This is a genomic window from Glycomyces terrestris (genome assembly GCF_003933745.1).
Lineage (GTDB): Bacteria > Actinomycetota > Actinomycetes > Mycobacteriales > Micromonosporaceae > Glycomyces > Glycomyces terrestris.
The window spans coordinates 408,444-429,075 of sequence record NZ_RSEB01000001.1 but is presented as its reverse complement, the minus strand read 5'-3'; the positions used below and the strand labels follow the sequence as shown (position 1 = coordinate 429,075).

Sequence of the window (20,632 nt, the reverse complement as noted above, 5' to 3'; positions counted from 1 at the left end):
GGTACCCGGGCGGTTACAGTGACACAACTTTACCGATAAACAGCCGCTGTCGCGCGCCGAGGAGGCACCCCCCACATGAGCCAGCGATTCACCGTCCGCGTCGGCGACGCGGTCGCCGACGCCGCCCCCGACCTGTGGGGCCTGTTCATCGAGGACCTCAACGACGCCCTGGACGGCGGCCTGAACGCCGAACGGATCCGCAACGGCGACTTCGAGTTCGACCCCGCCGAGCGCGAGGGCTTCCACCCCCTGACCGGCTGGACCACCGAAGGGGCGGTCGCCGTTAGGACCGCGGCCCCGCTGCACCGCAACAACGCCCGCCACGCCCGCCTCACCGGCCCGGCCGCGATCGCCAACGGCGGCTGGGACGGCGTCGGCGCCGCCCGCGGCGAGCGCCTGCGCCTGTGCCTGTTCGCCCGGTCCGACACCGACACCGCGATCGACGTGCAGCTCGGCGGCGGCCTCGCCGTCGGGACCCTCGCGGTCCGCAAGGGCGACTGGCAGTACCTCGAGACCGACCTCGAAGCCACCGCCGGCGGCCGCGGCGAACTGCGCCTGGCCGTCCCCGCCGGCGCCGTCGTCGACCTCGACGCCGTCTCCCTGCGGCCCCTGGGGGAGGACGGCGAGCCGCTCACCTTCCGGCCCGACCTCCTCCAGGCCCTGAAGGACCTGCGCCCCAGCTTCATCCGCTTCCCCGGCGGCTGCCTCGCCCACGGCTACGGCCTCGCGAACGTCTACCACTGGAAGGACTCGATCGGGCCCCGCCACGAGCGCGTCCAGGCGTTCAACATCTGGCGCTACCACCAGTCCCGCCAGATCGGCTACCTGGAGTTCTTCGAACTCTGCGAGGCCGTGGGCGCCACCGCCATCCCCATCGTCGCCGCCGGCGTGTGCTGCCAGAACTCCCCGGGCGGCCAGCACGCCGTCCCCGAGGCCGAGATGGACGCCTACGTGCAGGACGTGCTCGACCTCGTCGAGTTCGCCAACGGCGGCCCCGCCACCAAGTGGGGGAGGGGCCGCGCCGAACTCGGCCACCCCGAGCCGTTCGGCCTGCGCTACCTCGGCATCGGCAACGAGGACGAGATCACCGAGCAGTTCAAGGACCGCTACGCCCGCATCGAGGACGCCCTGCGCGCCGCCCACCCCGAGATCACCCCCATCGGCACCGCCGGCCCCGCCCCGAGCGGCCGGGACTACGAGGCCGGCCGGGCCTTCGCCCGCGAGCGCGCCACCCCGATCGTCGACGAGCACGGCTACCAGAACCCCCGCTGGTACCACCAGAACATCGACCGCTGGAACGCCTACGACCCCGACGGCCCCCGGGTCTACCTCGGCGAGTACGCCGCCTGGTCCAGCAGGGTGCGCTCGGCGCTCGCCGAGGCCGCGTACATGGTCGCCATGGAGCGGCGGCCCGACGTGGTGCGCCTGGCCTCGTACGCGCCGCTGCTCGCCCGCGTCGGCCACTCCCAGTGGCAGCCCGACCTCGTGTACTTCACCGCCGACGAGGTGCGGCCCAGCGCCTCCTACTACGTGCAGCAGGCCTTCGGAACCGAACGCGGACAGCGCGTCCACGCCGTCGAACTCGACGGCGTCGAACCGCTGCCGGTGGCGCTGCCGCCCGCCGGGAGCGCGGTCCTGAAGTCGCCGCGGGCCGCGGCCGCGTTCACCGGCATCGTGCTCGACGGGCACCCGGTCCCCGACGCGAACACGAGCGCCGGCGGCGACGGCGTGGTCCTCGGCGCGATCGACCCCGCCGCGTGCGCGCTCGCGTTCACCGTCCGCCGAGGCGAGGGCGAGGACGGCGTCGAGGTGCGCCTCGGCCCCGAGGAGCCCGGCAGCTCGCTCACCGTCCACATCGGCGGCTGGCAGAACCGGTCCACGTCCGTCTCCCGCAGCGACGACGGCATCGGCAGCACCGACGACTGGCCGCGGCCCTGGACCGGCCTCCGCGACGAGCCCGTGCGCGTCGAGATCCGGCTCGACGGCCCCCGCGTGCGCGTCTGGGTCGACGGCGCGCTCCGCCACGACTACGAGCAGGACCTGCGCCCCGAGCAGCGCGTCGTCGCCGGCGTGCTCTCACGCGAGGGCGAGCGCGGCACCGAGTACGTGGTCCGCCTGGTGAACGCCGAGGACACCGCCAAGACCGCCCACCTCGACCTGCCCGGCCCCGCCACCGCCGCCGTCACGCTCCTCGCGGGCGCCGGGCCGGACGACGGCGAGGTCTTCCACGCCTCCCCGGTCACCCCGGTCGGCGTGCGCGCCGAGGGCGACGACGGCGTCGACATCGAGCTGCCGCCGTGGTCGTTCGCGACCGCCGTCGTCACCGCGACCTGACCGCCCGCGGGCGGCGGCGCGGCGCCGATATCCTTGCCGAATGGACGTGTTCGAGGACCGGCGGGGGCTGCTGCAAGCGGTCGCGTACCGCGTCCTCGGCACGGTGACCGACGCCGAGGACGTCGTCCAGGAGGCGTGGCTGCGATGGCACCGCGTCGACGCGGCCGAGGTCGAGGACCCGACCGCGTACCTCGTCACCGTCACCACCCGCCTCGCGATCGACCGGCTCCGCAGCGCCCAGGCCGCCCGCGTCGCCTACGTCGGCCCGTGGCTGCCCGAACCCGTGCCCACCGGCGGCGACCCCGCGGACGACCTCGCGCTCGCCGACTCGGTCTCCTCGGCGATGCTCCTCGTGCTCGAGTCCCTGTCCCCGCTGGAGCGGGCGGTGTTCGTGCTGCGGGAGGCGTTCGGGTACTCGCACCGCGAGATCGCCGCGATCCTCGACCGCAGCGAGGAGTCGGTGCGCCAGACCGCGAAGCGGGCCCGCGAGCACGTGGACGCCAAGCGCCGCCGCTACGACACCGACCCGGTCACCCGCGAGCGCGCCACGGTCTCGTTCATGGACGCCTGCGCGGGCGGCGACCTGGCCGCCCTCATGGGCATCCTCGCCCCGGACGTCGCCCTCGTGTGCGACGGCGGCGGGCTCGCCCCGGCCCCGCGCAAGACCGTCCACGGCATGGAGCTGGTCGCCCGCGCGCTGATCACCTTCGCGGGCCGCATGCCCGCGGACCCGGCCGTCGAGTTCGCCGAGGTCAACGGCGGCCCGGCGATCGTCGTCCGCTCCGGGAAGACCGCCGTGGTGGTCATCATGCTGCACCTGGTCGACGGGGTCGTGGAGGAGATCCACCTGATCTCCAACCCGGAGAAGCTCGGCGCCCTGAACATGTGACGGTTGTCACACGACCTCACGTCCGCGCCGCCGCGCCCGTCCTTGGGGCATGAACGACATCCTGATCCTCGGCGCCGGCTATACCGGCATGATGGCCGCGACCGGCATCGCCCGGCGCACCGACGCCGCCCGCGTGACCCTGCTCAACCCGACCGACGTGTTCGACGAGCGCCTGCGCCAGCACCAGGCCGCCGTCGGGCAGGACCTCGGCGCCCACTCGATCCCGGGCATCGTCGCGCCCGCCGGCGTCGCGTTCGTGAAGGGCCGCGCGGCCGGCATCGACACCGCGCGGCGCGCCGTGCTCCTCGAGGACGGCCGCGAACTCGCCTACGACTACCTCGTGTACGCCATCGGATCGGCCACGCCGCGCGTCGAGCACGCCTTCACCATCGACGACCCGAAGTTCGCCGTCGCCCTGCGCGACCACGCGGACGGCGTCCTGACCGTGTGCGGCGCGGGCCTGACCGGCGTCGAGGCCGCCACCGAGGCCGCCGAGGCCTGCCCGCGCCTGCGGGTGCGGCTCGTCTCCCGCGGCGAGCCCGCGGCCATGATGGGCCCGAAGGCCCGCGCCCACCTCGCGAAGGCCCTGGAGCGGCTGGGGATCGAGGTCCGCACCGGCGCCGCCGTCGCCCGGGTCCTGCCCGGCGCGGTCGAGCTCGCCGGCGGCGAGCGCCTCGCCACGGACGTGACCTTGTGGACCACCGGCGTCGCGTACTCGCCGCTCGCGGCCGAGGCCGGGATCGCCGTGGACGACGCCGGCCGCGTCGCCGTCGACGCCACTCTGCGGTCGGTCTCCCACCCGGAGGTGTTCGCCGTCGGCGACGCCGCCGCGATCCGCCAGGGCTTCGGGACCCTCCACGGCACCTGCCAGTCCGGCATCCCCTCGGCCGCCCACACCGCCGAGTCGATCACCCGGCTGCTCCGCGGCAAGGAGCCGCGGCCGTTCCGCTTCGGCTACTTCCACCAGCCGGTCTCCTTGGGCCGCAAGGACGCCGTCATCCAGTTCACCAAGCCCGACGACACGCCGAGCCGCTGGTACCTCAAGGGACGCGCCGCCGTCGCCTACAAGGAGGCCGTCTCCTCGAGCCCGCTCAAGTTCTACCGCGCGAAGACCGCGGTCCCCGCGCGCATGACCGGCCGCACCGGCGGCCGCCGCAACCGCGTCGGCTAGACCCGCTGCCGGACGGTGTGGGCGGCGTGGCCGAGGGCCTGCTCCACGAGCGGGCGCAGGTGCCCGTCGGCCGTCACGGAGTAGTAGACGAAGGTGCCCTCGCGGCGGGTCTGGACGAGGCCGGCCAGGCGGAGCTTGGCGAGGTGCTGGCTGACGGCGGTCGGCCGGGCCCCGGTGAGCTCCGCCAGGCACGCCACGTTCTCCTCGCCCTGGAGGAGCGCCCACATGAGCTTGAGCCGGGTGGGGTCGGCGAGCATCCGCAGCGCGTCGGCGGCCGCCTGGACCTGCTCGTCGTCCGGCATCGTGAAGTCCGGGATGCTCTCGTGCATGCGCTCCAGCCTACCGTACCTTGCTATCTTCGTAATTGCGAAGATAAGATCATGCGCATGTTCATGAGCATGTTCCGCCTGCCCGACGTGCGCTGGGCCGCCGCCGCGCTCGCCCTCTTCGCGGTCGGCGCCGCCGCCCAGTTCGGCGGCGCCCCGACCTGGGTCTGGACCGCCGCCTACGCCGCCTGCTACGCCGCCGGAGGCTGGGGCCCCGCCTGGGACGGCCTGAGCGCGCTTGCCAAGCCCCGCTTCGAAGTCGACCTGCTCATGGTCCTGGCCGCCCTCGCCGCCGCGGCCATCGGCCAGTGGTTCGACGGCGCGCTCCTCATCGTCATCTTCGCGACCTCCGGCGCCCTCGAAGCGGTCCTGACCGAGCGGACCGCCGACTCCGTGCGGAGCCTGCTCGAACACGCGCCCGAGCGGGCCGTGCGCCTCGCCGACGGCCGCGAGACCCACGTGGACGCCGCCGACCTCCTGCCCGGCGACCTCGTGCTGGTCCGGCCCGGCGACCGCGTCCCCGCCGACGGCACCGTCGCCGCGGGGGAGTCGGAGGTCGACGAGTCCACGCTCACCGGCGAGGCCCTGCCCGGCCGCAAGGCCCCCGGTTCCGCCGTCCTGGCCGGGACCGTCAACGGCACCGGCGCGCTCGAAGTGCGCGTCGACCGCTCCAGCGCCGACTCGGTCCTGGCCCGCGTCGCCCGCCAGGTCGAGGAGGCCTCCGAGGCGAAGTCCCAGACCCAGCTGACCATCGAGCGCGTCGAGCAGCCCTACTCGCTCGCCGTCGTCGGCGCCACCCTCGCGCTCATCGCGATCCCGCTCCTGGCCGGCGCCGCGTTCGAACCGGTCCTGCTGCGCGCCATGACCTTCATGATCGTCGCCAGCCCCTGCGCGATCGTCCTCGCCACCATGCCCCCGCTCCTGGCCGCCGTCGCCCTCGCCGGCCGCCACGGCGTGCTCGTCAAGAGCGCCCTCATGATGGAGCGCCTCGCCGAGGTCGACGCGGTCGCCTTCGACAAGACCGGCACCCTCACCAGCGGCGAACCGGCCGTGGCCCGCATCGACGTCCTCCACGGCGACGAAGCCCGCCTGCGGGCCCTCGTCGCCTCCGCCGAGGCCCGCAGCGAGCACCCCGTCGGCCGCGTCCTGGCCGGTATCGGCCCGGCCTTGCCCGTGGAGGCGTTCACGGCCGTCCCCGGGCGCGGCGTCCGCGCCCGCGTCGACGGCACCGACGTCGCGGTCGGCCACCCCGTGCTCCTCGGCGACGACGAGGCCGCCCAGCGCACCGCTGCCGAGTTCGCCGCCCAGGGCCTCACCGTCGCGGTCGTCGTCGCCGACGGACGCGCCATCGGCGTCATCGGCCTCACCGACACCGTCCGACCCGAAGCGACCCAAGCGGTCGCGTCGCTCCGGGCGCGCACCGCCACCGCCCCGCGCCTGCTCACCGGCGACCACGCCGCCGCGGCCGACCGCGTCGCCGCCGCGGTCGGCATCGGCGCGGTCGAGGCGGCACTGCTCCCGGGGGACAAGGCCGACCGCCTCGCCGGCACCCGGACCCTCTACGTCGGCGACGGCGTCAACGACGCGCCCGCGCTGGCCGCCTCCCACGTCGGCGCGGCCATGGGCGGCACCGCCTCCGACCTGGCGCTCCAGGCCGCGGACGTGGTCCTGGTCGGCCGCCGGCTCACCGCCCTGCCCGCGCTCGTGGACCTGTCGCGCCGGGCGCGCCGGATCGCGTGGGCGAACCTCGCGTTCGCGGCGGCCGTGATCGTCGTGCTCGCCGCGTGGGACCTCTTCGGGCACCTGCCGATGGTCCTCGGCGTGGCCGGGCACGAGCTGTCCACGGTCGTGGTGGGCCTCAACGGCCTGCGCCTGCTGTCCTCGCGGCACTGGCCGGAACGGCGCGCGCCCGCGGCCGCGCCCGAGCCGGTCGCCGTCGGGCGTCGCTCCACCTGACGCACCGTCCGCGGCCCGGACTCCTCCGGAAATGAGGACGGCACGGCGCGCACCCGCGCCCGCGGCCGCGCCCGAGCCGGTCGCCGTCGGGCGTCGCTCCACCTGACGCACCGTCCGCGGCCCGGACCCCTCCGGAAATGACGACGGCGCGGCGCGGATCGGAGATCCGGGCCGCGCCGCCGCGCGTCGAACAGGTGCTTAGTACGACTGGACCTCGTCGATGACGCCGTCCGTGTCGTAGTCGATCTGGACCTCGTCGATGACGCCGTCGTTGTTCGTGTCGGACTCGACGGTGTCCGCCCAGCCGTCCTCGTCGCTGTCGGTGAGGATCTGGTCGAGGTCGCCGTCGCCGTCGGTGTCGATCATGGCGGACTCGGCGATGCCGTCGGCGTCCACGTCGGTCACGGACTGCTCGATGAAGCCGTCGTTGTTGAAGTCCGAGTCGAAGGTGTCGTCGATGCCGTCGGCGTTGGTGTCCAGGCCGATCGACTCCTCCAGGCCGTCGCCGTCGAGGTCGAGCTCGGCCTCGGCGGTGTAGTCCCCGTACGTGTCGGTGTACGAGGCCGAGTCGTCGGTGGAGAACTCGTCGGTCGTGCCGTAGTCGTCGGCGGTGTAGTCGTCGCCGGTCGTGTCGAAATCGCTCATCGCTCTCTCCCTGCCTCGTGTCGAGAAGTGTTCGGTGCTTTCAATTCAGCACCCTAGAACGCGCCGGCAAACCGGGCGGACGGAGGTGCGCGCTTCGCCGCGGCCCTCAAGCGGTCTCCGGCGCCAGCGTCGACGACCGCGCCCGCCCAGGCGAAACCCCAGGCAGCGCCCGGTGAACGAGCCGTCGGCGACCGCGGACGGCAGTCCGCTTCGCCTCCCGCGCAGGGCGATTCCGATGCCGTGCGTCACAGGATTCCGCTTGTTCCCGGTTTCGTGCCATTCCGGTTCGGCCCGTCCGCCCGGCGCGGCCATAAGTCCGCTCTCGTCCCGAAACGCCCAGTGCTAGCCTGCTCGCGGCAATCCACATTGACACGAGGGGGAACATCCAATGAGGATCATCCGTACCGCGCTCGCCGCGGGCGTCCTGGCCGCGGCGGCGGGCCTGGCGCTCGCCGCCCCGGCCTCGGCCGCGCCCTGCGGCTGGCAGGGCGACGGCACCCAGGACTACAACCACTGCGGCACCACGAACGTGATGCTCACGGTCGAGCACGTCTTCGGCGACGACGACCACTTCTGCGCGCGGCCCGGCATGAACAACATCAACGCCGGCAACTCGCCGTACAACACCTGGCGGACGACGTACGCCTACTACGACGGCGGGCCCACCAACTGCTTCTACGGCTGGTACCGCTAGCTCACTCCAGGAACTCGGCGAGGCGTTCGGCGAACTGCTCGGGCGTGATGACCTCGATCCCGAGGTCGTTCGCCTTGTCGAGTTTGGAGCCCGCCTTCTCACCGGCGACGACGAGCCCGGTGCGCTTGGAGACGCTCGACGACGCCTTGCCGCCCGCGCGGGCGATGAGCTCGTTCATCTGGGTCCGCGAGTGCTCGGCCAAGGGCCCGGTCATGCCGCCGGTGACGACGACGGCCATGCCGTGCAACGGGAGTCCGCTCTCCTCGGGCTCGGCGTCAGGGGCCGGCAGCGGCACCCAGCCGGGCTGCTCGAGGTTGACGCCCGCGGCCTTGAGCTTGGCGATCACCGGCGCCAGCTCCGCGACCTCCGCGACGATGACCGGGGCCTTCTCGCCGCCGATGCCGTCCACCCGCTCCAGCGCCACCGCGTCGGCGGCCTGGATCGCGTCCATCGACCCGAAGTACCCGGCGATGCGCAGCGACATGGACCGGCCGGTGCCCAGGACCCCGAGGGCGCAGAACACGCGGTTGAGCGGCCGGCTGCGGGCGTCGCCGATCGCGGCCAGGAGCTTGTCGGCGCTCACCTCGCCCATGCGGTCGAGGTCGAGCAGCTGCTCGCGCGTGAGCGAGAAGAGGTCCGCGAAGTCCTCGATCATGCCCTTCTCGACCAGCTGCACGACGAGCTTCTCACCGAGCCCTTCGATGTCGAGGCAGTCGCGGGCGACCGCGTACCGGATCGCCTCCACCTGCCCGCAGGCGCGGCCGCGCTCGCACCGCCACCGCTCCTGGCTGCGGTCGATGGCCGCGCCGCAGCGAGGGCACGCCTCGGGGAACTCGATCACCTGCTCCGCGCCGGTGCGCAGCGTCGTCATCGCGCCCTCCACGCGGGGGATGACCTCGCCGGCCCGGTAGACGGTGACCTGGTCGCCGATCATGAGGTCGCGGCGGCGGATGTCCGCCGGGTTGTGGAGCGTCGCGTACGTGATCGTGGTGCCGCCGACCTCGACCGGTTCCAGCACGGCGCGCGGGGCGATGACGCCGGTGCGGCCCACACTCCACTCGACCCCCAGGAGGGTCGTGATCTTCTGCGCCGCAGGGTACTTGTACGCCGTGGCCCAGTGCGGGACCCTCGAGCCGGTGCCGGCCTCGGCCCGGTCGGCGGGCAGGTCGGCCTTGACGACGGCGCCGTCGAGCTCGTACGCGAGGTCGGGGCGCATCGTCCCGATCGCCTCGATCCGGGCGAGCACCGCCTCCAGGTCGGCGCACGCCAGCGTGCCGACCGGCGTCCCCAGCGTGGTGCCGAGCCCGAGGTCCGCCAGGCGCGCGATGAGCTCGCTGTGCGGCAGCTCGGCCAGGCCGGGGTCGCTCGTGTGCGCCGGGTCGGTGAGCGCGTCGTAGGCGAAGAACGTCTGCTGCACCCGGTAGGGCCGGTCCTTGGCCCGCAGCGACCCGCTGGAGGCGTTGCGGCGGTTGGCGAACACGGCCCCGCCGTGCGCGGCCCGCGCCTCGTTCGCCGCCGCGAACTGCTCCTCGGTCATCAGCACCTCGCCGCGGACCTCGATCGTGACCGGCTCGGCGAGCTCCCGCGGCAGGCCGACCAGGTCGCCGATGACGTGCGAGACGTCCTCGCCGGTGCTCCCGTCGCCGCGGGTGACCAGCTGCACCAGCCTCCCGTCCCGGTAGCGGGCCGCGAGCGCGACGCCGTCGAGCTTCGGCTCGACCACCCACGCCGCGACCGGCCGGCCGCCCAGGCGCCGCTCCAGGCTCGCCGCCCAGTCCCGCAGGTCCTCCTCGGAGAACACGTTGCCCAGGCTCAGCATCCGCACCGCGTGCTCGACATCGCCCGAGGTCACCCCCGCGGCGACCTCGCGCGTGGGGGAGTCGGCGGCGACCAGGTCGGGGTGCTCGACCTCGAACGCGGTGATCCCGCGCAGCAGCCGGTCGTACGTGTCGTCGTCCATCGAGGACTCGCCCGACCCGTAATAGGCGTCGGCGGCCTGCCGGGCCCGGGCCACCGCGTCGAGGTACGCGGACTCGTCGGCGAGGAGATCGGCCGGAGCCGTGGGGATCGTCGTCATGCCACCATGCTCCCATCCACCACCGACACTCCGCGGACCGCCTGAACAGGGACGGCGCGCTGACCGGGCCCACCCGAAAGGGCCGGGAAGATTCCAATGCGCATTCACGCGGACCGGCCGGATCGCCCCGCGGGCGACGGCGCTCCCGCGCCCGCCGGCTGGCCGTGAACCGGAATTCCCTCCTACGCGATCCGCCAGGCCGGCCGCGGGCGGCCGCCCTCCATCGACCGTTGGCCGTGCGTGAAGCGCGATTCCCTCTCCTACGCGATCCGTCAGGCCGGATCGTCCCGCGGGCGACCGCATTCCGTCGCTCGTAGGCCGGCCGCGTACCGCGGGTTCACTCGCACACGATCCGCCCGACCGGATCGCCCCGCGGACGGCGGCGCTCCCGCGCCCGCCGGATTCCCTTGTCCCGCTTCACCGCAGCGGAACATCGAGGCGGGCTGCCCGCCGTGGCGGCCGCGCCGCGAGGCGGGACCGGTCCCGCGCCGGCCGTGTTGCACTGGGGAACCGAAACGCCCGAGGAGTGCCGCATGTACCCGTTCCCGACCGCCGCGGAGGTCGCCTCGCCGCCTCCGCCCCCACCGCCCGCGCCGCTGCGCCCCGCGGCCGACCCGGTCGCCGCCATCGCCGGCAACGCCACCATGCTCGGCCTCGGTTACATGCTCCTGCGCCGTCCCATCCTGAGCGCGCTCGCGCTGACCGGCACCGGGTTCCTGGCCTGGTCGGCCGCCGTCCAGACCGAGAACCCCCTGTGGCGCTTCCTGCTCCCGGCCTGGGGCCTGGCGATGATCCTCCACGCCTGGTGGCTCACCCGCCGCGCCCGCCCCGAGCGCCTCGCCGACATCGCCGACGCCGACCCCGGGCCCCGCACCCGGGCCTTCGCCGTCGCCGCCGCGGCCCTCGTCCTGCTCACCGTGACCTGGTTCCGCTTCGACGCCTGGTGGATCGCCGCGGGCGCCCAGGCCGCCCACGCTGAGGGCGACTGCGCGGCCGCCACCGCCGGAATCGACCGCCTCGACGCCGTCCACCGCGTCGCCTTCGGCCCCGCCGTCCTCCGCGCCGCCGAGGAGCGGGACGCCTGCGCCCTCCTCCTCGCCGCCCTCGACCAGCCGCCCGCGGAGGGCGCCGACACCATGGAGGACTACCTCACCCACCCCGGCGCCCTCTGGGACGGCGCCGGCCCCGAGCGCGCCGGACTCCTCTTCCAGGCGGCCCTCGAAGGCGACGTCCCCGAACTCACCGCCGTCGAAGAGGGCTTCACGCAGCTCACCTCCACTCTGGACGACCATCCCGGCCAGGCCGATGCCGTCCGAGCCGCCGTCGAGGCGTTCACGGCCGACCTCGCCGAGACCGGACCGTGCAGCGGCTACATGGTCGACGACTGGATCGCCGCCCAGACCTGGGACGCGCCCGAGATCACCGAGCCCCTCGCGGCCGCCGCCGACCAGGTCCCGCTGCGGCTCTTCGACTGCGCCCAGGAGCGCACCCAGTCCGGCGACGAGGCCGGCGCCGGCATCCTCTACCGCGAATTCCTCACCGACCACCCCGGCCACGAGCTCGCCGCCCAGGCCGCCGACGGCGTCCTCGACTCGGGCACCTACTGCGACAGCCCCGTCGCCTACGCGGGCGCCCCCGCCTACACCGACGGCGCGGTCAACCCGATGCGCCTGGCCGGCGCCTGGGGCCCCGAGGGCCGCGACTTCCCGGAGTCCTGGCTCGGCGACACCGCGGCCGGCACCGCGCTCGTCGTGTGCGTCGACGCCGAGGTCGGCGAGTTCCAGGACTCGTGCATGTACCGCGCGCCCTCCGGCAGCACGTTCTGGGGCGTGTTCTACGCGCACCGGTTCACCGTCAAGGCGTACGAGCTGCGCACCGGCCGGCTCGTCGCGGACTACGCCCGCGAGATCGGCGACCCGTGCCCCGACCGCCTCGACGGCACCTACACCAGCGTCTACATCTACTCGTCCGACTCCATGCTCCAGATGGCCTCCGAGTTCAGCGACGCCGACTTCCGCGGCCTGTTCACCGACCTCATGAGCTGAGACGTCGCGCCCACCGGGCCCGCCGCACGGGGCCCGGAGGGCGCGGCGCGGGTACGCTCGGACCTTCGGCGGAATCGGGGGGACCGGTGGAACAGGACGAGCTGAACGGGCTGCCGCCCGAGGGCCGCGCACGCTACCTCGTGCTCGGGGCCCTCCAGCGCGCCCGCGGTGCCCGCACCGACTGGGTCGACGCCGCCTCCGACCTCGAAGGCGCCTCGAACGAGACGGCCTGGCCCGCCGCGCTGGCCCGCGTGTTCGGCGAGCTCGGCGACGACGCGGTCCTCCGCGCCTGGGAATGGGGCTGGATGCCGCGCGAGGTGTCGAGCACGCTCAAGAAGTCCGTGAGCGCCGAGGCGGCGCAGGCCGGCGCGGTCCTCATGCGCGGCCAGCTCGCCCGCTACACCGAGGCGGAGCTGAGCGACCGCTGGCTCGCCCACCGCGACGAGCTCGCCGCCGCCGTCTCGGACGCCGGCGTGGCCGAGGCGGCCGCGGGCCTGGGCCGGTGGGACCGGATCGTGCTGTGGGCCGCCGTCCTCGAAGCCCTCGACCTGCTCGGCGGGCTCCCGAAGATCCCGCGCGTCGAGCCGCTCCCGGGCACGCCGCTGATCGCGCACCGCCTCGGCGTGGCCGAGTCCTCCCGCGCGTACGAGCGGATCCGGGCCCTCCTGGCGAAGGCCGAGTCCACGGACTCGGACGCCGAGGCCGAGGCGTTCACCGCGAAGGCCCAGGAGCTCATCGCCCGCCACAGCATCAACGAGGCGCTGCTCGCCGAGGCGGGGGAGGAGCGGCGCGAGCCCGAGGCCGTGCGCGTCGTCATCGAGCGGCCCTACGAGCAGCCCAAGTCCGAGCTCCTGGCGCAGATCGCCGACGCGAACCACTGCCGCTCGGTGTACTGGCCCGACGGCGGCTTCACCACGCTCATCGGCGACCGCGGCGACCTGCGCTCGGTCGAACTCCTCTACCACTCGCTCCTGGTGCAGGCCACGGCCGCGATGGCGCGGGTCGGGTCGGTCGCGGCCAAGCGCGGCAAGTCCCAGACCCGCTCGTTCCGGCAGTCGTTCCTGGCCTCCTTCGCGATGCGCATCGGGGAGCGGCTGCGCGCCTCCGCGGACGACACCGCCCGCGAGGTCGCCGAGGAGACCGGCACCGACCTCGTGCCGGTGATGCGCCAGCGCGACGAGCGCGTCGACGCCCGCACCTCGGAGCTGTTCCCGCGCTTGAAGTTCGGCCGCTCCACCCGGATCACCAACTACGAGGGCCACCTCGCCGGCCTCGCCGCCGCCGACGCGGCCCGCCTCCACCCCCAGGAGCCCATCGGGCGCCGCTAGGCACTGCCCAGGTCCCGGTACCGTTCGAGGTACTCGGCGCCGACGTCGGGCATCGCGCCCTTCCCGGTGCTCGCGAACCAGATCTCGTTCTCCAGCCAGGTGCGGCACAGGAACGTCTCGAAGGACTCGGCGCTGAAGCTGACCTCGTCCAGGTCCTCGGCGACGGCGGCGTCCTCGGAGCCGAAGTAGTCGGGGGAGCAGACCACGGCGTGGTCCGCGCCGTCCTCGGTGAGGTACAGGTACCAGTACAGGCAGCCCTGCTGGTCGGCGAGGAACCGCACGAAGTGCCCGCCGCCCTCGACCGGCACCGGGGCGGTGTCGAGGTCGATGAAGCAGGCCGTGGAGGACCGCACTTTCCGTTGCAGCGCTTCGGATTCCATGAACAGCGTGAACGCGGGCGGGAGCGGGAGGCGGCGGCGGGCGCAGGCGGCCGCCAGAGGGCCGACCGCCTCGGCGGCGTTCCCGACGATCGGCCAGCGCTCGTGCTCGGGCCTCGGCGCGAGCCAGGCGAGGTCGCCGTCCATGGGGAACGGCACCGGCGGCAGGTGCGCGAAGTCGTACTGGCCGTACGTGGCGATGTCCGGCCGGGCCTCCACGCCGAGGTCCGACATGCCGGTGGCCCACCAGTGGGGACGGAACCGCGAATCCTGTGGTCTCATGCGGCCATCCTGCCGCAGCGGTCCGACACCGCCGCAACGCGAGCGGCCGCGGACGGTCGTGCCGGGCCTCCCGGTTAAAGCGCCCGAGTCGGGGTAGACGTGCGGGATGCACCCGCTGAACGGCCCGCGCCCATGACGATCCGCTGGGCGACCCTGTTCCTGGACTTCCCCGCCCCGGACTTCGAGGCGGGCACCGCGTTCTGGCTCGAGGCGGCCGGGGCGACCCGCTCCGAGCCGTGGGGCCGCGCGGACGAGTTCGCGACCTTGGAGCCGCCCGAAGGCGACGCCTGCCTGAGCGTGCAGCGGCTCGGCACCGGCGGGCCCGGCCTCCACCCCGACTTCCACGTCACCGAGCTCGACGCCGATTCGGCCCGGGCCCGCGAGCTCGGCGCCGCCGTGGTGAGCGAACAGCCCGGCCTGCGGGTCTTCACCTCCCCGGCCGGCGCGCCGTTCTGCTTCGTGCGGCACCGGGAGGGCCAGTCCGCGACGCCGCCGCCCGCGCGCTGGGCCGGCGGCCGCAGCCGCCCCGACCAGATCTGCCTCGACGTCCCGCCCGGCGCCTTCGAGGACGAGCTCGCGTTCTGGCGCGCCCTCACCGGCTGGCCGCAGACGGCGACCGACGTGGACGAGTTCCGGCGGCTCCTGCCCCCGCGCGGGTTCCCCGTCCACTTCCTCCTCCAGCGCCTCGACGACGCCGCGCCCGGCGCGAAGGCCAAGGCGCACTTGGACTTCTCCTGCGACGACGTGGACGCCGAGACCGCGCGGCACGTCGCGGCCGGCGCGCGGGCGCTGCGACGCCACCGCCACTGGCAGGTCATGCGCGACCCGGTCGGCCTGGTCTACTGCCTCACCGACAAGGACGCGGACGGGGCCTGGCTCGCGCGAACCAGGCCCCTCGAGTCGTGACGGTCAGCGAGCGGCGCCGCGGTTCGTCTCCCCGAAGTCGCCCTCGTCCCGCGCCTCGCTCTCCCGGGGGAGCTCCCGGTGCAGGACGAAGCCGAGGACGATCATGAGGACGCCCATGCCCAGGTGCAGCAGGCCGGTGGCCCACGACGAGGGCAGGAAGTCCCCGGCGTTCACCGCGTCCACGATCAGCCCGTAGAGGCCGAGGACGGCGAAGAAGACGCCGCCGCCGATGAGCGTGCGGCGCGCGAACCGCGCCATCCAGGACATGATGAGGCCGACGACGCCGAAAAGCAGGTGGATCAGGTTGCTGAGCACCGAGACCTCGAAGACGCCGAACAGCTCGGCGGTCGTCTCCGGCCCGGCGAACGCGATCCCGGAGAACCCGGGCGTGAGCAGCGGGACGAAGCCCATGACACCGATCAGGAGGAAGACCCAGGACACGGCGTTGAGTCCCTGCTGGACGGCGGTCGTGCGCCGCCGTTCCGCCTCCCACCAGTGGTGGCCGGTGGTCGACATCGGTCGCGAGTTCATGGCGCGCTCCCCTCTTCGTGCGTGCCTGCCGGATACCCCGCGCCGCGCGCCGCGACACCACCTCGGCCCGGCTCAGGCCGAGGGGCGGGCCACGGTGAGGAGGACGACGGCGTCCTCGACCACGTCCAGGTCGTAGTCCGGGGTGTCCGGGACGGCGATGAGCTCGAACGGGCCGGCCTCCTGGACGTCGCCGCCCGCGGTGAGCCGGACCCGGCCGCGGATCACCAGGAACGTGGTCTCGGCGGGATTGGGGTTCTCGTCGAGGACCGCGCCGCGGTTCAGGGCGATGAGGGTCTGCCCCAGGATGCGGCCATTGCCGCCGTGCACGGTCCGACCGGCGCGTCCCGACGGCGCGGCCCCGGCTTCGCGGACGAGTGCTTCGACGACGGTGCCTTCTGCGCTGATTTCCATACATTCGATGCTAAATCGCTAGCGCGGCTCACATCGGCGTACGCGGAAGGACGCGGCGGAAAAGTCCGCCCGCGCCCCGGCCCGCGACGCTGCCGGCCGGAGCGAGCCGCGCCTGCTGCTAGATTCGGACTCCTGTTCGCCGTCCTCGCAGGTCTCGGGCTCGCCGTCGCCGCCTGGGCCGCGCTCGCCGTGCCCGCCGTCGCGCCGCTCAGGCCCGTGCCCCAGGCGAACCCGAGCCCCCGGTTCACTCGACCAGGTGCCGCCAGGAGTCCGGCTCGTGCCGCAGGAACTCCTCCAGCGTCCAGGGCCGCCGGCCGGTGACGTGCTCGATGGTGTGGCTGGTCACCGAGGTCTCGCCGGTGGCGACGGCCCGGTACGATCCGGCCCACCCGGCGATCTGCCACTCCTCGGCGCCCGCGCGCGAGGCGCGGGCCTCCTCGTCGGTCTCGGCGGTGTACGTGATCTCGCGCCCGGTGACCTCGCCGAGAATCCGCGCGGACTCGTCCAGGTCGAGCGGCTCGGGACCGGAGACGTCGTAGATCCGGTCGGCGTGCCGCTCGTCGAGCAGGACCTCCACCGCGAGCCGGGCCACGTCGTGGCGCGCGACCCAGGCGACCCGGCCCTGCCCGGCCGGGCCGCGGATCTCGCCGTCCTGCACGAACAGCGGCAGCACGTCGGCGTAGAGCGCGTTCCGCAGCGCCGTCAGCCGCAGGCCCGCCGCGGCGATCAGCTGCTCGGTCAGCGAGTGCTCGCGCGCGAACGTGAACGTCGCCAGCGGCGACGCGCCCATGAAGGAGGTGTAGACGACCCGGTCGACCCCGGCCGCCACGGCGGCGCGCACCGCGCTGCGGTGCTCGGGCATCCGGTCGGCGCTCTCGTGCGCCGAGACCAGGAACAGGGTGTCCACTCCGGACAGCGCGGCGCGCAGCGCGTCCTCGTCCTCGAACGAGGCGGTCGCGACCTCGGCGCCCTCCAGCTGCGGCGCGCGCGAGGCGTCGCGCACGACGAGCCGTTGCGCCACACCGCGATCGGCGAGCATCCTGGCGACTCTCGACCCCAGCTGACCGGTGGCCCCGGTGACGGCGATGGTTCCCACGCCGCGTCTCCTTCCGTCCGCGTCCACGACGCCCTCAGTACCCGCGGCCTCCAGTATCCGCGCCGCGCGCGGCAAGGTCCGGAGTTCCCCCGCGACGGGTCAGTGGAGGACGCCGGTCCAGGTGTACGAGGGGTCCTCGTACCAGGACGCGTCGCAGTCGGCCTCGGAGTAGCCGTCGGCCACGCACTCCTCCACGTACACCTCGTACTGGCTCTGCCCCTCGTAGAGCTGCCCGGTCCAGGTGTACGACGGGTCGTTGTACCAGGAGGTCTCGCACTCGGACTGCGAGTACCCGTCGGCTTCGCACTCGGCGATGTACACCTCGGACTGGCTCGGCCCGGAATCGGTGGTCTCCTCCTCCCAGGGGGTGGTCTCCTCGTCCCACTCGGTGTGCAGCTCCCCGGTCCAGGTGAAGGACGGGTCGTTGGACCAGGAGGTCTCGCAGTCCGACGCCGAGTACCCGTCGTCGCGGCAGTCCTCGACGTACGCCTCCCGGTCGGACGGTTCATCGTCATCGCCCCCGCCCCGGTTCTCGTACCACACCAGGGCCGCGATGATGAGGGCGACGACGAAGAACGCCGCGCCGATGCCGGCGCCCGAACCGTCCCCTGAACCGCCGGCCGAACCCGCCCCGGCGGCCGGGTTCGGGGTGCTCACGGGCGGCCGCGGCGGTGACGCCGGGCCCGGTTGCGGCGGTGACGGCGGCCCGGGCCGCGGCGGCGGAGGCGTCCGCTCGGGCTCCGGGGGCGGGGACTGCACCCACGTGGGCCGGTTCGGGTCCGTGACCAGGGTCGGGCCGCCGAAGTCGACGCGGGTGGGCTCCTCCTCGGCCTCGTCGAGGAACCGCGCGATCGCGAGCCGCTGCTCGCCCTCGAGCGCCGCCACCGGGTCGGGCCACGGCCGCGAGGTGGGCGGGAGCGGCCCGATGAGCGCGAGCAGCTCCGCCGGGGACGGCCGGTCGGCGGGCTCGGCCGCCAGGCACCGCTCCACGAGCGAGCGCACCCGCACGGGCACGCCGTCCAGGTCCGGCTCGGCCCGCACCACGTTGTTCATCGTGTCCAGTGTGGACGAGCCGGTGAACGGCCCCGCGCCCGTGCACGCCAGCACGAGGACCGAGCCCAGCGAGAACACGTCGGAGGCGGGCGTGAGCGGCTGCGACCGCGTCTGCTCGGGCGACATGAACCCGGGCGTGCCGATGAGCGCCCCCGTGCGCGTCAGGTCCGAGCCCTCGGCGGCGCGCGCGATCCCGAAGTCGATCACCCTGGGGCCGTTCGCCTCCAGGATCACGTTGCCGGGCTTGAGGTCCCGGTGGATCACCCCGGCCGCGTGGATCGACTCGAGCGCGGCGGCGAGCCCGGCCGCCAGCCGCAGCGCCGACTCCTCCGGCAGCGGGCCGCCCGCCTTGACCGCGGCGTCCAGCGTCGGCCCGCGCAGGAACTCCGAGGCGAGCCACGGCACCGGGTCGTGCGGCCTGGCCTTGATCACGGCGGCGGTGTACAGCCCCGAGACCTGCGTGGACTTGCGCACCTCCTCGCGGAACCGGGCCAGGAACTCCTCGTCCTCCACGAGCCACTCGCGGATCGTCTTGACCGCGACGAGCCGCCCGTCCGGCCCGGCCCCCAGCAGCACCCGCCCCATCGCGCCGCGCCCCAGCTCGGCGAAGACCCGGTAGGGGCCGATGCGGTCGGGATCGGTGGGGGACAAGGGCTGCATGGCGTCGTCTCCGAGGCGAGGGAACCGGTTCGGGCCGGGCCCGCGCCGGGCGGCCCGGACCACCCGAGCACTACACCACCTCCCGTCACAGATCCGTCCTCGCCCGATTCCGACCGGCGGCGCTCGCCCCGGCTGTTACGGTCGGACCGTGAACGCGAGCCGCGATCGCCGACGCCCGGTCGGACCTCCGGCCCCGGCCCGCGGGGCGCGCTGAGAGGAAGGAGCCGGCGATGCCGGACAGCGAGCGGACGAACCCCGAGCGGCGCGGGCGCGTCGTCGTCGGCATCGACGGATCGGACTCCTCGCGCGGGGCGCTGGAGTGGGCGCTCGCGTACGCGGCCGCGATGGACCTGCCGGTGACGGCCGTCCAGGCATGGCAGGTCCCCGCGAACTACGGCGCCGCCGCGATGGTGCTGCCCGCGGCCGAGTTCGCCGAGTCGGCCCGCGACACCCTCGAACGGACCGTCCGCGAGGCCGCCGCCGCCCGGCCGCAGGTGACCGTCGAGCGCATCGTCCAGGAGGGGCACGCGGCGAAGGTGCTGCTCGAGGCCGCCGCCGACGCGACCCTGCTCGTGGTCGGCTCGCGCGGCCACGGCGGCTTCGTCGGCGCCGTCCTCGGCTCGGTCAGCCAGTACTGCGTCACCCACGCCCGCTGCCCGGTCCTCATCTACCGCGGCGAGTGAGCCGCAGCGCCGGGCCTCGGGTCAGTCCTCGGCGCGGATCACCACCACCGGGCAGGCCGCGTGCGTGACGCACCGCTGGCTCACCGACCCGATGAGCGCGCCCTTGAGACCGCCCTGGCCGCGGCTGCCGACCACCAGCAGGTCGGCCTCCTTCGAGCGCTCGACCAGCACCTCCGCCGGGTGCCCGCCCTGGGCGATCCGGCGGATCTCCAGGTCCTTCCGGTCGCCCAGCTCCTGGTCCACCGTGCCGTTCAGGGCGCGCTGGCCCGTCTCGGCGAAGTCCTCGCCCGGCACCGGCTCCACCGGGCTCCCGTACGCGGTCGGCACCTGCCACACGTGCACCGCGTCGATCGACGCGCCGGTCCGCTCCGCGTACCGCATCGCCCACCGCAGGGCCCGGATCGAGGCCGCCGACCCGTCGACGCCGACCACGACCCGCTCCCGCTCGTCCTGAGCCATACCGATCTCCTTCCGCGGCGCGGACTTCCGCGCCCTGACACGGACTCTAACGCGGCCGGAGGCACGGGGCCGCGCCTCCGGGAGGCACGGAGGCCCCGCCTCCGGCGCGCGGGAGGCGGGGCCTGGCGAGCGTGACTCAGGTTCGAGCGCTCCTTGCGGCGCGGTGGAGACGCAGCGCCGAGACGAGGAAGAAGACGCCGCCGACGGCGGCGTACCCGGCGAGGCTGGTCAGCGAGGCCGCGTCCGTGCCCGCCTGGAGGATGAAGGCCGTGCCGGCGACCGTCGATAGGCCGCCGCTGAGGATCTGCGGCCACTGGCCGCCGAGCCGGCGTCGCCCGATCGCGACGGCGAGCTGCACGATCCCGGCGGTGATCGCCCAGGCGCCCCAGACGCGGAGCACCGCGGGGAGCCCGGCCGTCGCCGCGGCGGCCAGGCCGGCCGCGGCGAGCAGGCTCAGCGCCATGTTCGCGTACAGGCCGGCCGCGGGCCGGTCCTCCCGGGAGGACCGGAAGTCGACGACGGCCGCGGCCACGTCGAACAGCGGGTAGACCACGAGCAGGGTGACGGCGAGCGGGCCGAGCTCGGCGCCGGTCGTGGCGAGCAGGCCCGCCCAGGCGGCGGCGAAGCCGAAGCGGACGTAGTACAGGTTGCGGAGCGCGGTGGCGAGCCCGGTCGGACGGGCGGTGAGGTCAGCGGTCATGGCGGTGTC

General features: G+C 74.4%; 19 protein-coding genes. 9 read left to right on the top strand and 10 right to left on the bottom strand.

Annotated features, from left to right (window positions below; genetic code table 11):
* Nucleotides 1–75: 75 nt before the first annotated feature.
* Genes EIW28_RS02015 through EIW28_RS02005 form a run of 3 tightly spaced genes read left to right on the top strand, consistent with a single transcriptional unit; the run spans nucleotide 76 to nucleotide 4,394 of the window.
* Nucleotides 76–2,334 (top strand): alpha-L-arabinofuranosidase C-terminal domain-containing protein, encoded by a 2,259-nt coding sequence (locus EIW28_RS02015; RefSeq protein WP_125246043.1) that lies wholly within the window; start codon nucleotides 76–78, stop codon nucleotides 2,332–2,334.
* 40 nt (nucleotides 2,335–2,374) lie between these two features.
* The gene (gene sigJ, locus EIW28_RS02010; RefSeq protein WP_125246042.1) at nucleotides 2,375–3,223 is read left to right on the top strand and encodes an RNA polymerase sigma factor SigJ; all 849 of its coding nucleotides are present in this window, start codon (nucleotides 2,375–2,377) and stop codon (nucleotides 3,221–3,223) included.
* 49 nt (nucleotides 3,224–3,272) lie between these two features.
* Nucleotides 3,273–4,394, top strand: a complete 1,122-nt coding sequence (locus tag EIW28_RS02005) for an NAD(P)/FAD-dependent oxidoreductase (protein ID WP_125246041.1) — start codon at nucleotides 3,273–3,275, stop codon at nucleotides 4,392–4,394.
* Here the strand turns inward: EIW28_RS02005 and EIW28_RS02000 are convergent.
* Nucleotides 4,391–4,723, bottom strand: a complete 333-nt coding sequence (locus EIW28_RS02000) for an ArsR/SmtB family transcription factor (protein WP_125246040.1) — start codon at nucleotides 4,721–4,723, stop codon at nucleotides 4,391–4,393. The two genes, EIW28_RS02005 and EIW28_RS02000, sit on opposite strands and share 4 nt — an antisense overlap.
* 57 nt (nucleotides 4,724–4,780) lie before the next feature.
* Here EIW28_RS02000 and EIW28_RS01995 point away from each other — a divergent pair, with 57 nt between their 5' ends.
* Entirely contained in the window at nucleotides 4,781–6,676 is a 1,896-nt protein-coding gene (locus EIW28_RS01995; RefSeq protein ID WP_125246039.1) for a heavy metal translocating P-type ATPase, read from the top strand.
* A 198-nt stretch (nucleotides 6,677–6,874) separates the two neighbouring features.
* On the opposite strand, the gene EIW28_RS01990 is transcribed toward EIW28_RS01995, so the two are convergent.
* Entirely contained in the window at nucleotides 6,875–7,321 is a 447-nt protein-coding gene (locus tag EIW28_RS01990; protein ID WP_125246038.1) for a hypothetical protein, read from the bottom strand.
* 388 nt (nucleotides 7,322–7,709) lie between these two features.
* Here EIW28_RS01990 and EIW28_RS01985 point away from each other — a divergent pair, with 388 nt between their 5' ends.
* Nucleotides 7,710–8,015: a DUF6355 family natural product biosynthesis protein gene (locus EIW28_RS01985; protein WP_125246037.1), complete on the top strand. Its 306-nt coding sequence runs from the start codon at nucleotides 7,710–7,712 to the stop codon at nucleotides 8,013–8,015.
* Nucleotide 8,016: 1 nt separating this feature from the next.
* On the opposite strand, the gene ligA is transcribed toward EIW28_RS01985, so the two are convergent.
* Nucleotides 8,017–10,092: an NAD-dependent DNA ligase LigA gene (gene ligA / locus EIW28_RS01980; RefSeq protein WP_125246036.1), complete on the bottom strand. Its 2,076-nt coding sequence runs from the start codon at nucleotides 10,090–10,092 to the stop codon at nucleotides 8,017–8,019.
* Between the two features lie 533 nt (nucleotides 10,093–10,625).
* On the opposite strand from ligA, the gene EIW28_RS24055 reads away from it, so the two are divergent.
* Both EIW28_RS24055 and EIW28_RS01970 read left to right on the top strand, forming a co-directional pair.
* Nucleotides 10,626–12,137 carry a hypothetical protein gene (locus EIW28_RS24055; RefSeq protein ID WP_158630258.1) on the top strand — a complete coding sequence of 504 codons (1,512 nt, stop codon included), beginning with the start codon at nucleotides 10,626–10,628 and terminating at the stop codon, nucleotides 12,135–12,137.
* An 86-nt stretch (nucleotides 12,138–12,223) separates the two neighbouring features.
* Nucleotides 12,224–13,465, top strand: coding sequence for a DUF2786 domain-containing protein (locus tag EIW28_RS01970; protein ID WP_125246035.1), 1,242 nt, complete (start codon nucleotides 12,224–12,226; stop codon nucleotides 13,463–13,465).
* Here EIW28_RS01970 and EIW28_RS01965 read toward each other — a convergent pair.
* Complete coding sequence (locus tag EIW28_RS01965) at nucleotides 13,462–14,124, bottom strand: hypothetical protein (RefSeq protein ID WP_125246034.1); 663 nt, start codon at nucleotides 14,122–14,124, stop codon at nucleotides 13,462–13,464. The two genes, EIW28_RS01970 and EIW28_RS01965, sit on opposite strands and share 4 nt — an antisense overlap.
* Nucleotides 14,125–14,256: 132 nt before the next feature.
* On the opposite strand from EIW28_RS01965, the gene EIW28_RS01960 reads away from it, so the two are divergent.
* A complete protein-coding gene (locus EIW28_RS01960) occupies nucleotides 14,257–15,030 on the top strand; it encodes a VOC family protein (RefSeq protein WP_125246033.1) in 774 nt (257 codons plus the stop codon).
* A 3-nt stretch (nucleotides 15,031–15,033) separates the two neighbouring features.
* Here the strand turns inward: EIW28_RS01960 and EIW28_RS01955 are convergent, their stop codons facing one another.
* From EIW28_RS01955 to EIW28_RS24600, 4 genes are all read right to left on the bottom strand, one after another.
* Nucleotides 15,034–15,561: a DUF4383 domain-containing protein gene (locus tag EIW28_RS01955; protein ID WP_197717021.1), complete on the bottom strand. Its 528-nt coding sequence runs from the start codon at nucleotides 15,559–15,561 to the stop codon at nucleotides 15,034–15,036.
* A gap of 72 nt (nucleotides 15,562–15,633) precedes the next feature.
* On the bottom strand, nucleotides 15,634–15,972 hold the full coding sequence (locus EIW28_RS01950; RefSeq protein WP_125246032.1) for a cupin domain-containing protein: 339 nt from the start codon (nucleotides 15,970–15,972) through the stop codon (nucleotides 15,634–15,636).
* Between the two features lie 244 nt (nucleotides 15,973–16,216).
* Nucleotides 16,217–17,068, bottom strand: a complete 852-nt coding sequence (locus EIW28_RS01940) for an SDR family oxidoreductase (protein ID WP_125246030.1) — start codon at nucleotides 17,066–17,068, stop codon at nucleotides 16,217–16,219.
* A gap of 99 nt (nucleotides 17,069–17,167) precedes the next feature.
* Nucleotides 17,168–18,781, bottom strand: coding sequence for a serine/threonine protein kinase (locus EIW28_RS24600; RefSeq protein ID WP_197717020.1), 1,614 nt, complete (start codon nucleotides 18,779–18,781; stop codon nucleotides 17,168–17,170).
* A gap of 230 nt (nucleotides 18,782–19,011) precedes the next feature.
* Here EIW28_RS24600 and EIW28_RS01930 point away from each other — a divergent pair, with 230 nt between their 5' ends.
* A complete protein-coding gene (locus tag EIW28_RS01930; RefSeq protein ID WP_125246029.1) occupies nucleotides 19,012–19,464 on the top strand; it encodes a universal stress protein in 453 nt (150 codons plus the stop codon).
* A 21-nt stretch (nucleotides 19,465–19,485) separates the two neighbouring features.
* Here EIW28_RS01930 and EIW28_RS01925 read toward each other — a convergent pair whose 3' ends face one another.
* Nucleotides 19,486–19,923 (bottom strand): universal stress protein, encoded by a 438-nt coding sequence (locus EIW28_RS01925; RefSeq protein ID WP_125246028.1) that lies wholly within the window; start codon nucleotides 19,921–19,923, stop codon nucleotides 19,486–19,488.
* A gap of 136 nt (nucleotides 19,924–20,059) precedes the next feature.
* On the bottom strand, nucleotides 20,060–20,623 hold the full coding sequence (locus EIW28_RS01920) for a hypothetical protein (RefSeq protein ID WP_125246027.1): 564 nt from the start codon (nucleotides 20,621–20,623) through the stop codon (nucleotides 20,060–20,062).
* Nucleotides 20,624–20,632: the final 9 nt, after the last annotated feature.

What these genes read in the sequence shown, in the direction of transcription:
- EIW28_RS02015 (WP_125246043.1), top strand. Translation starts at nt 76, where the DNA reads ATGAGCCAGCGATTCACCGTCCGCGTCGGCGACGCGGTCGCCGACGCC.
- sigJ (WP_125246042.1), top strand. Translation starts at nt 2,375, where the DNA reads ATGGACGTGTTCGAGGACCGGCGGGGGCTGCTGCAAGCGGTCGCGTAC.
- EIW28_RS02005 (WP_125246041.1), top strand. Translation starts at nt 3,273, where the DNA reads ATGAACGACATCCTGATCCTCGGCGCCGGCTATACCGGCATGATGGCC.
- EIW28_RS02000 (WP_125246040.1), bottom strand. Translation starts at nt 4,723, where the DNA reads ATGCACGAGAGCATCCCGGACTTCACGATGCCGGACGACGAGCAGGTC.
- EIW28_RS01995 (WP_125246039.1), top strand. Translation starts at nt 4,781, where the DNA reads ATGTTCATGAGCATGTTCCGCCTGCCCGACGTGCGCTGGGCCGCCGCC.
- EIW28_RS01990 (WP_125246038.1), bottom strand. Translation starts at nt 7,321, where the DNA reads ATGAGCGATTTCGACACGACCGGCGACGACTACACCGCCGACGACTAC.
- EIW28_RS01985 (WP_125246037.1), top strand. Translation starts at nt 7,710, where the DNA reads ATGAGGATCATCCGTACCGCGCTCGCCGCGGGCGTCCTGGCCGCGGCG.
- ligA (WP_125246036.1), bottom strand. Translation starts at nt 10,092, where the DNA reads ATGACGACGATCCCCACGGCTCCGGCCGATCTCCTCGCCGACGAGTCC.
- EIW28_RS24055 (WP_158630258.1), top strand. Translation starts at nt 10,626, where the DNA reads ATGTACCCGTTCCCGACCGCCGCGGAGGTCGCCTCGCCGCCTCCGCCC.
- EIW28_RS01965 (WP_125246034.1), bottom strand. Translation starts at nt 14,124, where the DNA reads ATGAGACCACAGGATTCGCGGTTCCGTCCCCACTGGTGGGCCACCGGC.
- EIW28_RS01960 (WP_125246033.1), top strand. Translation starts at nt 14,257, where the DNA reads ATGACGATCCGCTGGGCGACCCTGTTCCTGGACTTCCCCGCCCCGGAC.
- EIW28_RS01955 (WP_197717021.1), bottom strand. Translation starts at nt 15,561, where the DNA reads ATGAACTCGCGACCGATGTCGACCACCGGCCACCACTGGTGGGAGGCG.
- EIW28_RS01950 (WP_125246032.1), bottom strand. Translation starts at nt 15,972, where the DNA reads ATGGAAATCAGCGCAGAAGGCACCGTCGTCGAAGCACTCGTCCGCGAA.
- EIW28_RS24600 (WP_197717020.1), bottom strand. Translation starts at nt 18,781, where the DNA reads ATGCAGCCCTTGTCCCCCACCGATCCCGACCGCATCGGCCCCTACCGG.
- EIW28_RS01930 (WP_125246029.1), top strand. Translation starts at nt 19,012, where the DNA reads ATGCCGGACAGCGAGCGGACGAACCCCGAGCGGCGCGGGCGCGTCGTC.
- EIW28_RS01925 (WP_125246028.1), bottom strand. Translation starts at nt 19,923, where the DNA reads ATGGCTCAGGACGAGCGGGAGCGGGTCGTGGTCGGCGTCGACGGGTCG.
- EIW28_RS01920 (WP_125246027.1), bottom strand. Translation starts at nt 20,623, where the DNA reads ATGACCGCTGACCTCACCGCCCGTCCGACCGGGCTCGCCACCGCGCTC.